The sequence below is a fragment of the Mariniphaga sp. genome, assembly GCF_041687215.1.
In the GTDB taxonomy this organism is placed as follows: Bacteria; Bacteroidota; Bacteroidia; order Bacteroidales; family Prolixibacteraceae; genus Mariniphaga.
Genome location: NZ_JAWLCI010000054.1, coordinates 20237 through 33032 on the forward strand (window position 1 = coordinate 20237; position 12796 = coordinate 33032).

Sequence of the window (12796 nt, forward strand, 5' to 3'; positions counted from 1 at the left end):
CGCGAATTCAGGCAAATAACCAGAGAAGACCTTGCCCTGAAAGCTAACCTGGATAAAGAACAACTTGAAAAAATTGAAGAGAAAGGAGTGATGCCTTCTCTGGGGCATCTTATTAAAATTTCGAGGGCACTTGGTGTGCGTATTGGCACTTTTCTCGACGACCAGGACCAGGTTGGGCCGGCAATTGTTAGAGCAGGCGAAGAAAAATCAACCATGAGTTTTTCAACCAAAGACGAATCAACACGCGAACATCTCAATTTTTTCTCGCTGGCACAAGATAAAACCGGAAGGCACATGGAACCGTTTATTGTTGAAATTGAACCGTCGAAAGATTCAGATTATAAGTTGTCGTCGCACGAAGGAGAAGAATTTATTTATGTTTTGGAAGGAAGCATTGAAGTAAATTACGGCAAAGATGTTTTTCAGATAAATAAAGGAGATACCATTTACCTCGATTCGGTTGTGGCACATAATGTACATGCTGCAAATAACCAACCGGCAAAAATTCTTGCCGTTGTATATACTCCGTTTTAAATTGTTTAACCAGAAAATCTTTTGAACTTACAACTTCATGCAACTACTCGATTATACACTGGGTGAAATTCTGGAAAAATGGGCATTTGAAACTCCGGAAAAGGAATTCATGGTATATCCGGATCGGAACCTGCGGTTTACTTATGCGCAGTTTAATAAACGGGTGGACAATTTGGCAAAAGGACTTTTATACATTGGTGTAAAACCCGGCGATAAAGTTGGAATTTGGGCTAAAAATGTTCCCGACTGGACTACATTTATGTTTGCCACGGCTAAAATCGGTGCCATTTTGGTTACCATCAATACAAGTTATAAACTTTCAGAGCTTGAATACCTGCTGCAAAATGCTGATGTTAACACACTCTGCCTGGCCGATGGTTACCGCGACAGCGATTTTGTAAGAATGATTTTCGATCTGGTTCCCGAATTAAAAGATCAAGCCCGTGGTGAACTAAAAAGTGAAAAATTTCCTGAACTCAAAAATGTAGTTTTTATTGGTCAGGAAAAACACCGTGGAATGTTTAATACGGCTGAGTTGATTCTGTTAGGAAACCACGTTGACGACATTGAACTGGAAAGCATCAAAGAAACCATTATTTGCCACGACGTGGTGAACATGCAATACACTTCAGGAACAACTGGTTTTCCCAAAGGAGTGATGCTCTCCCACCACAACATTCTAAACAACGGGTTCGCAACAGGACAGTGTATGAAATATACATCTGACGAGCGATTGCTGGTTTGCGTGCCCATGTTCCACTGTTTTGGCTGTGTACTCTCACTTTGTGCTGTATTAACACACGGGGCAACATTGGTATTTAACGAAGAATTTGATCCGTTGATGGTTCTGGCATCGGTTCAAAAAGAAAAATGCACTGCCCTAAACGGAGTGCCAACTATGTTCATTGCCGAATTAAACCATCCAATGTTCGACATGTTCGATCTGCGTTCGCTGCGCACCGGAATTATGGCAGGTGCACTTTGCCCCATCGAAACCATGAACCAGGTGATGACCAAAATGCACATGAAAGATGTAATTATCGTTTACGGACTAACTGAAACATCGCCCGGAATGACAGCCACCCGCACGCATAATTCACCCGAAGTTCGTTCAACAACTGTTGGGTTTGAATTTCCGAACGTGCAAGTGAAGGTTGTAAATACGGAAACCGGAGAGGTATGCCAGGCAGGTGAACAGGGTGAAATTTGCTGCCGCGGATATAATGTAATGAAAGGTTATTATAAAAATCCGGAGGCAACAAAAAAAGTTATTGATGAAGATGGCTGGCTTCATTCGGGCGACCTTGCTGTTAAAACCAAAGATGGTTTTTACAAAATTACCGGTCGTATAAAAGACATGATCATCAGGGGAGGTGAAAATATTTACCCGCGGGAAATTGAAAACTACTTGTACCAGCTTCCGCAAATTGAAACCGTAGAAGTGGCAGGCGTTCCAAGTCCGAAATACGGGGAGCAGGTTGGGGCCTTCATCAAACTCAAAGAAGGCCAAAGTATTACCGAAGAAGAAATCAGAGATTTTTGTCGCGGACAAATTGCCCGGTTTAAAATTCCAAAATACATCTTTTTTGTAAAGGAATTTCCGATGACCGCCAGCGGAAAAATTCAAAAATATAAACTGAGCGAGAAAAGTGTTGAATTGTGTAAAGCTAAAGGAATTGAAATAGTATAAAACCAATTTTTTACCTATGATAAAATACAGACGCATTTTACTAAAACTGAGTGGAGAATCGCTCATTGGCAACCAGAATTACGGAATTGATGAAAACCGTTTGAACGATTATGCGGAACAAATTGCAGACCTTGCCAAAATGGGTGTTCAAATTGGAATTGTAATTGGTGGCGGTAATATTTTCAGGGGATTAAGCGGCACAAACAAAGGTTTCGACCGGGTGAAAGGTGACCAAATGGGAATGCTGGCCACTGTGATTAACAGTCTTGCGCTCAGTTCAGCATTAAAATCAAAAGGAGTTTCCGGCAGGGTATTTACGGCAATCAGGATGGAACCGGTTGGTGAATTTTACGCCAAAGAAAAAGCCATTTCAGCTATTGAGAAAGGCGAGGTGGCAATTATTTCAGGAGGAACAGGAAATCCATTTTTTACTACAGACACAGCCAGCGCATTGCGGGCAATAGAAATAGAAGCTGAAATTATGTTTAAGGGTACCAGGGTTGATGGAGTTTACACGGCAGACCCCGAAAAAGACCCCGAAGCAAAAAAATTTGAAAAAATCAGTTTCGATGAAATTTACAAACGGAACCTGCGTATAATGGACCTTACTGCAACCACATTGTGTAAAGAAAACAACCTTCCTGTGCTGGTATTTAACATGGATGAAAAAGGCAATCTGAAAAAAGTAATTACCGGTGAAAATATCGGAACTATTGTGTATTAAAGACATTTTTAATGTGCGACAAAACAAAATAAATCAAAAAATTTTCGTGTAAATATATTTTTTCTATATTTGCTATCGATCAAAAGTTGGAAATACATTGCTTGACCAATGCAAGAAGAAGTAGATTTTATTTTAGACCATTGTAAGGAAAAAATGCGGGATGCCATAGCGCATCTCGAAAAAGAACTGATACACATCAGGGCAGGTAAAGCTTCACCTGCAATGCTTGATGGTGTTCAGGTCGATTACTACGGCTCACTCACACCTCTCAACCAGGTTTCCAATGTAAGTACACCCGATGCCCGGACAATTGCCATTCAACCCTGGGAAAAAAATTTGATTCCTGTTATAGAAAAAGCTATATTAGCAGCGAATTTGGGTTTCAATCCTGAAAATAACGGTGAAATTATCCGGGTAAACATTCCGGCATTAACCGAAGAAAGAAGAAAACAACTGGTAAAACAGGCCGGTCAGGAAGGTGAAACTGCAAAAGTGAGCATCCGCACAGCCAGAAAAGATGCAAATGAAAGTTTGAAGAAATTATTGAAAGAAGGTTTGTCGGAAGACATTGAAAAGGATGCGGAGGCAGAAGTTCAAAAGTTTACTGATGATTTTGGGAAAAAAGTTGATACTTTAGTGGTAGCTAAAGAAAAAGATATTATGACGATTTAATTGTTTCTAGTTTTCTGTTTTCTGAACATTGTTTAATTGTTTTCATGGCTTTGAGGCAGCTTGTAGAAGCTGCCTTTTTTTTTGTCCAATTCCGGGCAAAAAAAAACCCACCCATTGGGTAGGTTTTTCAGGAAAACACCAAAATTCCTATTTTTTCTTTTTCTTCATAGCCAGGTATCCCACCGCAGCAATTACAATAACTATAACAACAATGATTATGACAGTAGTACCCGAACCCGAACTTTTTGCCCCTTCGGCAAGCAGGTCCTGCTCCATGTAGGAACTGTCCTGAACTCCCAGATTGTCAATGTAAGTCCCTTCGTCCTGCGCCATCAGCAAATAGGGAACACTCAAAATACCGGTAACAATTGTTGCAATAAATCTTTTTAATGTTTTCATTTCTATTCAATTTTAAGGTTATACTTTTTCAATTCAACTTCTTTTTTACGTCTTCGAGCAACTTTTCAGCCGGAAGATATCTTGGGTTTATTTCAAACAAATTAGTTAAAACGGCAAGCGACTCTTCATACTTTTCAATACGATAAAAATAGATTGCCTCAACCAAAAATAACGGTTCAAAATAAGAATGTATTTCCTTTCCTCTCTTAAAATATTCCTCAAAACCGGACAAGTCGCCGGTTTCCAGTTTTGCTTTCGCCAAATTTACAAACAACCAAATATTTTTCGGATCTTGTTCTATTGCTACTTCCAGCAAACAAATTCCTTCCTGCAAATTTCCGTTTTTTATTTCAGAAATTCCCCGAAAATCTGTTTTATCTGTTCTTTTTACCAGCACAGCAACCGGATTTCCATGATGAAAATAAGTTTTTAAAATGCCGGAAGGTGCCCAGTTATTATTTTTAAGCAGAAAGGGATGCAAATAATTCAAGCCAAAAATTCCATAGTCCCAATTTTTTGAACTACGCTCCAAAAACCGAGTATATTCGTATTTGATGTTGGTGTGATTTTTAAAGTAATTCGACAAATTACAATTCATTGCCACAGTAATCTCTTTCCCATCCGCCAACTCAATTAAATCTTCAGCAGGTGCTTTTATTGCATGAAAATAGTAATCGTATTCGTAATCTCCCCAGGCATTATTGTTTCCGCCAATCAACGAGTTAAAATACACATAATCAACCGGAAAGGTGGACGCCTGATGTTTTAAAGGCAAAACCAGCACAATAAAAAAAAAGGCATATCCAGCATACGAAATTTTTCTGTTTCGCTTCTCAACTAATTTTATTAATCTGAATATTCCAATTACTGAAAGAATTGCAACCGGAGGCAAAATAAACAACATTTGCCTGACTCCACTATACAAGTTGGACTCAATTGCAATTACATAAATGAAAGGAAAAATAAAGGCAAATAATATAAATCCTTCGCTCATAAATTGTTGTATTCCTTCACTTTTAGTAAAAATATTTCTGAAAAAAAACCACAAAAAAAATATAAAACCTGCCAAAATAATTACAGGTGTTGAAATGAGCATCCACTTAGGCAAATAATACCAGGGCAATTGAGTGCTCCACAAAAGTTCCGCTTCAAAAACCTGACGAATACTCACTTTGTAATGCTCCATTACTCCAAGGCTTTCTACCGGATGAACCAAAACATTTTGCAAGGCATAGGGCCAGAACAGCAATCCGGCAAAATAACCAATCAGCAGAATTACTGCCCCCTGGCCCAACAACCTTACAAAAACGGGTTTAGTTGAAACTATTTGTTTCAGGTAAAAAGGCTTCAAAACAAAATATATAATGATACTCAATCCTAAATAGGCAAAAAGAATAAATCCGCCAGCCCGCACGGAAACGGTAAAAGCAATGGCCAGTCCAAGCAAGACAGTTGTTTTCCAGGTGGGACGGGGTAATTCTTTTAAAAACCGGATGATCAGGTACAAACCTGCCATGTAACCGGTTGCAAAAGGAATGTCTTTCAGGTTTCCAAATGCCTGACCTGCCAGTCGCGGCATAAATACCAAAGCCAGCACAGCAAAAACTGCTACGTGCCAGGAACCGGATAATCTTTGTGCAAGCAATCCGGAAAAAAATATCAGCAACCAAAAAAAGACGGCCCCGGTGTAATGTCTGGTCAGAAACTCATTTTCAATTTTGAAAACCCGGTTAACAAGTGCCGTAAAATTATCAACAGATTGTCCGTAATATTTCAGGTTGGTTTGTGGTGTAATAAGGCAACTTTCATCGGCACCGAAAGTGAAATACCAGTTCACCACTTTTTTTGCATGAGGATAGTGCAATTGTTCGTCCACATTAACTGCTGCCCTGGGAGCCAGGAATGCCAGTACTATTGCCAATAAAATCATTAATATCACAAAGGCATTCTTTGCAGTTAATATGTGAACTCCGCTACTCATAAATTTGCTGAACAAAATAGAGTGGCCGGTTTTGAACTTCTTTAAAAATGCGGTAAATATACTCACCAATTAATCCTAAAAATGTGAGCTGTACCGAACCAAAAAAACTAATGGCCAAAAACATGGAAGACCAGCCGATAGGTGCAAGTCCCAGGACTTTTGACGCTACTGTATAAATTATGGCAGCCAGAAATATCAGTACACCCAGAATTCCAAGAATCAGGCAAATTTTAATGGGCCATTTTGAAAAAGAATAAATGGCGTCGGTGGCCAGGGCAAAAAGTTTTCGGCGACTCATTTTAGCTTCACCTTCGGTTCGGTCAGGCCGATCGTACAAAATAAATTCATGTTTGAATCCGATGAAATTCCTTATACCCGGGAGATACCTGTTTCGCTCAGAAAACCTGAGCATAGCCTGGTGAGCCTTTTTATTAAGAATACAAAAATTACCTGTTTGCGCTACCTGCTGCCCACCGGTAAGCCGATCGAAAATGCGGTGAAAAATATTAATGTAAACCCTTTTTGTGAACTTTTCATTACGGGCCTCGCGTACTGCAGAAACAATGTCGGCACCTGATGCTTTTATCTTTTCAAAAAGCACAGGAACAAGGTCTGGCGGATCCTGAAAATCGCCGTCCATAATGACCACATAATCTCCTTTGGCAAAATCAATACCGGCTGTCATAGCCGGTTGCAGTCCGTAATTTCTCGAAAGGGAAACAATTTTAAGCTGACTGTTTTTCTCCCGAATTTTCAGCAGCTTTTTTAATGTGTTATCGGTACTGCCATCGTCAACACAAACAACTTCAAACTCTTCCCCTGTTTTTTCCAAAGACTCCCAGAGTTCAGAAAGTAACCGTTTTACCAACAGTTCTTCGTTAAATAATGGAATGACGACCGAAATCATAATCTATTGTTTAAGTTTTATGCTGAGTTCCCGGTAATGGAACAGGAAATTCCATATCCACAGACCCCATTTCATATTTTTCAGGCCCAAGGCGCTCCGTCGAATTCATCATGTCTTCCCAGGTAACTTTCTGACCGGTATAAGCAGCCGTTCTGGCCATTATTGCGGTTAGCGTGGAAACAGCAGTCCGTTCTGCTTCTACCACCGGTTTGTTGGTCCGAATAGCTGTTACCAAATCAATATGTTCCTGAACGTAAGGCGAGACTTCCACAATTCCTGTAGATTTTCCGTCTTTGTTCTTCGGATATTCATATTGCCATTTAATGGTTCCATCGGGATTGTAGATGGTGTTTTTACAGTTTGTGTAGCCTTCGGTTCCCATCACCAATTCGCCCAGAGTATTTGCACAGCCGTCAATCTGGCGTGACATGCTGTGCGAAAAAACACCTTTTCCAAATTCAAAATCGATGCTGAAAAAATCGTATTGATCACCGGTAAGACGCCTTACTCTGCCCCCGAATCCAATGGCACTTTCAGGATTTTTTCCCAAAAACCAGTTTACAATATCTATATTGTGCACATGGGTATCCAGAATGTGGTCGCCACAAAGCCAGCAGAAGTTGTTCCAGTTCCGAAGCATATACTCCATGTCGCTCCAGCCTTCTTCGCGGGTACGAAACCAAACATGCGACTGCAGCCACCAGGCTTTTGCCGAAGTTATCTCGCCGATAGCTCCTGAAGCTACCTGCCGGTATGTTTCCACATAATCGCGTTGGTGGCGGCGTTGGGTGCCCGTAATCACAGTAAGTCCCATATTCTCAGCCTTTTTTGAAGTTGAAATTATTTGCCGTGCACCAACCGCATCTACCGAAACAGGTTTCTCCATAAAAACATGTTTTTTTGCCTGAATGGCTGCATCGAAATGTTCCGGTCTAAAGTGTGGCGGAGTAGCCAGAATTACCACGTCCAAATCAACATCCAGCAACTTTTTATAGGAGTCGAAACCCCAAAAGCAGTTTCCTTTTGGCACTTCAACTTTTTGTTTTTCAAGTTTGGAATGGCAATCCCAAACTTTGTCTTCAAAAACATCAGCCAAGGCAACCAGTTCCAGGTCGTTTCCGGCAGCCAGAAAATTGAGTGCAGCGCCGGTGCCACGATTTCCGCAGCCGACAAGTCCTGCACGTAATTTCGCTCCATCGGGAGCCTTGTTTAAAAGCGGAGGAAAGGTGTAATCAACCGGTTTACTTTTATTGCTGCAGGAATTCAGCGCACTTATGCCAGCCAGTCCGGCGGCGCCGATAAGTGCCGATCTTTCCAGAAAATTCCTGCGCGAAAGTTGATTTTTTTCCATGGTATTTTAATTTTTGGTTGTTTCTGCATTCAATTCTTCCTGGTTGTATTCACAAATAACCCTGAAACCAACATGATTGCAGTCGGAATACCACCAAATACTTTTAGGTATCTGCGGATCTGTTTCCAGCCACTCTTTGGTTCGGGTAAAATCGCGCCGGGCAATTCTTAAATCCTTCGCAGTATTCTTAAATGAACCGCCTCTTATAACATGTTCCAAACCTTCACGTGGCCCTCTCGGATTCTTTACAACACCTTGTGGATATTTTGCATAAACCTGCGGGTCGTAATAATCGAGACAAAATTCAGCCACATTGCCCAGCATGTTTTTCAGCCCAAAAGGATTGGGGTTGACAAGCAAAGGTGGTTGCGTTCGGTACGGACTGTTTTCCTGGTAAATTACATACGTATTTATTACCGCAGTATCAGGTCCAAATATTTTGTTCCAAAGTCCGTCACGTTCAAAATCTTTGGGAGATCCTTCAAAAAAGTAAGGTCCGGTAGTGCCGCCACGTGCGGCATACTCCCATTCAGCTTCGGTTGGAAGCCGGTATTTTTTCCCGGTTACACTGCTTAACCAGCGGCAATAGGTTTCGGCTGCATGGTGTGTCATGGTAATGGCCGGGCGGGATCCCATTCCCCAACCCTGGTCAGGTGCTCCCCATGGAGGAGTAGCTCCGGAAATGCCATCAACCTCTTCATCAACCTCCGCATCCGCCTCCTTCCTTCCTTGCGAACTGGTGGCATTAAAAAATGCCAGGTATTCATTCCAGGTCACTTCTATTTCTGCCATCCAGAAACTCTTCACTTCCACATCACGAACCGGTCCTTCATCTGGTCTTCGGTAGGGCTCGTCTGCGGGGCTTCCCATGTTAAACTGCCCGCCTTCAATGGCTTTCATATTAAAGGAAACTGTTGTGCCCGGAATTTTCTCGGAAAAATCTTCAAATGCAGTAACAGTGGCTGGTTCGTTGAACAATTCTTCAGGAGAAACCACTGTTTCTTCCATGGTTAGCGTTGCTTCACCCCTGTAATGGCCAACATTAAGGTGACATTTCACGCATGAATTATTTTCAGGATCACGAAGGTATTTCAAATGCGATTCGGCACCCAGTGCATCTAAAGTTGCAGGGAATAGATTGGTGTGGCATTTTTTGCAACCATCTTCATAAACGAAACGTTTTGATGCTTCGACCGTACGTTTGGCTTCCCAGTCTATTTCATCCATATCTTTGGTCATAAAAACATACAGGTCATGAAAGCCATGGTAAGCTTTTCGGTATAGGAAATAAGCACCTTGATCTTCAGGAGGAAGGTGGCAATCGACACATTTGGCTGATACACCGGAGCGGTTACTGTTATGTGCCGAAAGTAAAAATGTGGCATCGGCATGAGGATGAGCATGGCAAGCCGCACAAAATTCATCTGTTGAAGTATATTCAATGGTTTTTTGGGAAAGCGCCAAAAATAATATTGCGGACAAACCGCCCACAATAAAAATCAAATAATGCTTTCGACTAATTTTACCAGACATTTTTACTGTATTTTCATCAATAATACAATTCAGCTATTATCTCGTTATTAACAGTCAATGTATCTAAAACTTACCAATTCCTTAATTTTCAATTAATTTTTTATTTATTCTATTGAATTTCATTTCATTAAAAAAATCATAAAAAAATGAAAAATGAAGAAAACTTTCCCGGAAAAGTTTATTTTTGAGCTGAAAATAATTCGGAATTAAGGTTGAAGGCATATTAATTTTTTATGAGTAACAAAGTAAAATTCTGTAACCTCCTTGTGTTTCCATTGGTATTAGCTTTATTGTTTTTATCCGGAAAATCTTATGCAAAAGAATTTTCAGAAACTTCATTTCTGATTGCAAAAATTCAGCCTTCCAACTTTAACAACCAGCGTTTATTGGACTTTTTGGAATCGAACAACAATTCAGGAATGCAGTTTAGTTTAACCGAAGAAAATGGTGAAATTTCACTTGCAGGCAGCCAATATAGTTTCACTTCAATTCTTGAAAAAATAAATCAGTTTATAACAGCAGACTCAGCAAAGGTTATTCCTGTTTTTATTCATTTTGAAGGAGAAATGCGGGTTCTTGATTCCATCATCAGCCATTCGGAAATTGCATCACAAATTTTCTACCTCCCCCGGGGAGAGGCCTGGCCAACAATGGATTACCTGATACAAGCCAATCGACGTGTTTTGTTTTTTGTTTCAGGAAATGTTGAAAATCCGGGACGAACAATACATTTTACAGATGATTATATCTTCCAAATATCAGCAGAAATGGCAAAAACAGGAAAAAACAACAAAACCAACCTGGAGCTGTTTCTGATTCAAGATTTTGAAAATCTGCCGGTCAATTCGATTCCCGGTAGCAATATTCAAAACCTGGTTCCGGATTATATCAATTTTTTACTCGAAAGCTGGACACGTTATGGTAAAAAACCGAATTTTATTTTTGTTGGAGAAGAAATTTTAAATTTCAATTTTATTATTTCACAATTAAATTCATTTACCTGGATAACAGGAACCATAAGGGGAGCAGGAAAAACATTTGAGAAAGTTTATTGGAAAAACCCGGAGGTTTCCGTTACAGGAGGCCGGTTTAGTTTTCCTTACCGTGGCGGAGATGAATTAACCCTTACCCCTTTTGTGCCAGGTTACCGAATGACACCTGAACAAATTATTGTAACCGGAGAGATGGAAGTTCCTGAGAGTTATCAGATTATGGCAAATCCATTAAGCCTCAGCCAGGGACTTACAGGCAATTTTCATTTCGATGAGGAAATTCAGAATGTTTTATTTCCTGAAAAAACATATTCAGGAGAAAACTATTCATTTAGTCAGGATATTGAGCGCGGAACCGTTTTGCGCCTTCCTGAAAACTCGAATGTAAACCTTGGATCTCCGGAAGTTTTTGGGCTTAGAAACAGCAGTTTTACGGTAAGTTGTTTTGTGAAATTCAGTGAAATTTTGGAGTTTGGTGACAACGCTGTGTTAGGAAACTACGAAAGTGAATACCGCCGCGGACTTCATTTGATTCTGAGATCGGGCCATCCCTATTTTGGGCTATGGGCAAACGATTATATTTCGGAAGAAAAACTGGAACCCAATATTTGGTACCACATAGTTTGGCGGTACATTCTTGAAACCGGTGAACAAGCCATTTTTTTAAACGGCCGGAATATTGGCAGTTCCGAAGGGCATCCACCTTTTTCGGGTACCGCCGATATTCATTTGGGGAGCGCACTTTCGCAGGGTGCAAGTTTGCGGGGTTACATTGATGATTTGCACTTCTGGAACCGACCGCTGGGATCCGAAGAAATAACCCGGTTGGCGCTGAATGAAGAAGTTAAAACGGTGGAAGAATCCAAATCAACCCAAAGATTAACGGAGGGAAAGGCACTTATAACGTCACTGGTTCTTATTGCAATTTTTATTGTTGCAGTAATTCTGTATTTCATTTTTCGAAAAAAGAAAACTGTAATGAAGGGCAATTCTGTTTGGGTTCCCGAAAAAAATGCAGCAAATCAGGTTCGTCTTTTTGGAGGGTTTAAAGCCATTGACCGCGATGGCAATGATATTTCGGCACTATTCACACCAAAAGTAAAAGAGTTGTTTTTGTTTATCCTGATTGCAACCTTAAAAAATCAAAACGGAGCTTCGGTTTCTGAAATTGATGAACAGCTTTGGAGTGGTCTTCCGGCAAAAAAAGTTTCCAATAACCGCGCGGTAACGTTGAATAAACTACGTAAAATATTACAAAAATTTGATGGTGTTGAAATAGTCACTCAAAACGGGCATTTACTGGCAAAAACCGAAAAATCATTTTTTTGCGATTATGCCGAAGCTTACAAACTTTGCCAGATTTCAGGCGGAATGGACAAAACCCAACTTGAAGCCTTTTTCCATCTGGTAAAAAATGGCCGGTTTTTAAAAGGGTTGAATTGGGACTGGCTCGATGAAATAAGAGGATACACAGGAAATCAGGTAATTGACAATCTTTTAAAACTGGCCGTTTATTATAATAACACCAACGAATTACCCAAAATGGATGCTTTGGCCAAACGAATTCTGGAATACGACGATTTGAGCGATGAAGCTACCTGGTTGCAGGTTTGGGTATTACGGCAAATGAATAACATTCATCAGGCTAAATTTCATTTTGAATCATTCTGCTCGAAATATCAAAATACGATGGGGGAAACTTATCCGATGAATTTTGAACAGTTCAATACTCATTTCTCTGATCTACTGAAAATTAACGGTCTTAAATAAATATATCATGACTGAAAAACAATTTCCTGAGTTTGATGCGGTTATTTTCGATCTTGATGGCGTAATTACCAAAACAGCCATGACACACACAGCCGCCTGGAAAAAAATGTTCGATGAGTACCTGCACATGCGCGAAGAAAAACATAATGAACCGTTTAATGAATTCACTCAGTCCGATTACCTGAATTATGTAGATGGAAAACCTCGTTACAAAGGAGTGGCTTCGTTTTTGGAATCGCGCGG

At 40.3% G+C, this 12796-nt stretch carries 11 protein-coding genes; 6 read left to right on the forward strand and 5 right to left on the reverse strand.

Going from position 1 to position 12796, the window contains the following annotated elements; genetic code table 11:
* From ACESMA_RS16390 to frr, 4 genes are all read left to right on the forward strand, one after another.
* Nucleotides 1–534, forward strand: a 534-nt coding sequence (locus ACESMA_RS16390) for a helix-turn-helix domain-containing protein (protein ID WP_372949935.1), incomplete at its 5' end; no start/stop codon positions are given.
* Nucleotides 535–571: 37 nt separating this feature from the next.
* A complete protein-coding gene (locus tag ACESMA_RS16395; RefSeq protein ID WP_372949936.1) occupies nt 572–2224 on the forward strand; it encodes an AMP-binding protein in 1653 nt (550 codons plus the stop codon).
* Nucleotides 2225–2240: 16 nt separating this feature from the next.
* Nucleotides 2241–2948, forward strand: a complete 708-nt coding sequence (gene pyrH / locus ACESMA_RS16400) for a UMP kinase (RefSeq protein WP_372949937.1) — start codon at nt 2241–2243, stop codon at nt 2946–2948.
* Between the two features lie 108 nt (nt 2949–3056).
* Nucleotides 3057–3620 carry a ribosome recycling factor gene (gene frr, locus ACESMA_RS16405; protein ID WP_372949938.1) on the forward strand — a complete coding sequence of 188 codons (564 nt, stop codon included), beginning with the start codon at nt 3057–3059 and terminating at the stop codon, nt 3618–3620.
* 147 nt (nt 3621–3767) lie between these two features.
* On the opposite strand, the gene ACESMA_RS16410 is transcribed toward frr, so the two are convergent.
* Genes ACESMA_RS16410 through ACESMA_RS16430 form a run of 5 tightly spaced genes read right to left on the reverse strand, consistent with a single transcriptional unit; the run spans nt 3768 to nt 9791 of the window.
* Nucleotides 3768–4019 (reverse strand): hypothetical protein, encoded by a 252-nt coding sequence (locus ACESMA_RS16410; protein WP_372949939.1) that lies wholly within the window; start codon nt 4017–4019, stop codon nt 3768–3770.
* Nucleotides 4020–4047: 28 nt separating this feature from the next.
* Nucleotides 4048–6000 (reverse strand): hypothetical protein, encoded by a 1953-nt coding sequence (locus tag ACESMA_RS16415; RefSeq protein ID WP_372949940.1) that lies wholly within the window; start codon nt 5998–6000, stop codon nt 4048–4050.
* Nucleotides 5993–6907, reverse strand: coding sequence for a glycosyltransferase family 2 protein (locus tag ACESMA_RS16420; RefSeq protein WP_372949941.1), 915 nt, complete (start codon nt 6905–6907; stop codon nt 5993–5995). The genes ACESMA_RS16415 and ACESMA_RS16420 overlap by 8 nt, the downstream gene beginning before the upstream one ends.
* Nucleotides 6908–6917: 10 nt before the next feature.
* Nucleotides 6918–8258, reverse strand: coding sequence for a Gfo/Idh/MocA family protein (locus tag ACESMA_RS16425; RefSeq protein ID WP_372949942.1), 1341 nt, complete (start codon nt 8256–8258; stop codon nt 6918–6920).
* A 6-nt stretch (nt 8259–8264) separates the two neighbouring features.
* On the reverse strand, nt 8265–9791 hold the full coding sequence (locus tag ACESMA_RS16430; protein ID WP_372949943.1) for an SUMF1/EgtB/PvdO family nonheme iron enzyme: 1527 nt from the start codon (nt 9789–9791) through the stop codon (nt 8265–8267).
* Nucleotides 9792–10024: 233 nt separating this feature from the next.
* Here ACESMA_RS16430 and ACESMA_RS16435 point away from each other — a divergent pair, with 233 nt between their 5' ends.
* Together ACESMA_RS16435 and ACESMA_RS16440 are read left to right on the forward strand one after the other, a co-directional pair.
* Entirely contained in the window at nt 10025–12553 is a 2529-nt protein-coding gene (locus ACESMA_RS16435; protein WP_372949944.1) for a LamG-like jellyroll fold domain-containing protein, read from the forward strand.
* A gap of 7 nt (nt 12554–12560) precedes the next feature.
* On the forward strand, nt 12561–12796 hold a 236-nt coding region (locus ACESMA_RS16440), incomplete at its 3' end, for an HAD family hydrolase (protein WP_372949945.1).

Bases quoted from the DNA above. Each gene is read 5' to 3' on its own strand.
- ACESMA_RS16395 (WP_372949936.1), top strand. From the start codon at position 572: ATGCAACTACTCGATTATACACTGGGTGAAATTCTGGAAAAATGGGCA.
- pyrH (WP_372949937.1), top strand. From the start codon at position 2,241: ATGATAAAATACAGACGCATTTTACTAAAACTGAGTGGAGAATCGCTC.
- ACESMA_RS16410 (WP_372949939.1), bottom strand. From the start codon at position 4,019: ATGAAAACATTAAAAAGATTTATTGCAACAATTGTTACCGGTATTTTG.
- ACESMA_RS16425 (WP_372949942.1), bottom strand. From the start codon at position 8,258: ATGGAAAAAAATCAACTTTCGCGCAGGAATTTTCTGGAAAGATCGGCA.
- ACESMA_RS16420 (WP_372949941.1), bottom strand. From the start codon at position 6,907: ATGATTTCGGTCGTCATTCCATTATTTAACGAAGAACTGTTGGTAAAA.
- ACESMA_RS16415 (WP_372949940.1), bottom strand. From the start codon at position 6,000: ATGAGTAGCGGAGTTCACATATTAACTGCAAAGAATGCCTTTGTGATA.
- ACESMA_RS16430 (WP_372949943.1), bottom strand. From the start codon at position 9,791: ATGTCTGGTAAAATTAGTCGAAAGCATTATTTGATTTTTATTGTGGGC.
- frr (WP_372949938.1), top strand. From the start codon at position 3,057: ATGCAAGAAGAAGTAGATTTTATTTTAGACCATTGTAAGGAAAAAATG.
- ACESMA_RS16435 (WP_372949944.1), top strand. From the start codon at position 10,025: ATGAGTAACAAAGTAAAATTCTGTAACCTCCTTGTGTTTCCATTGGTA.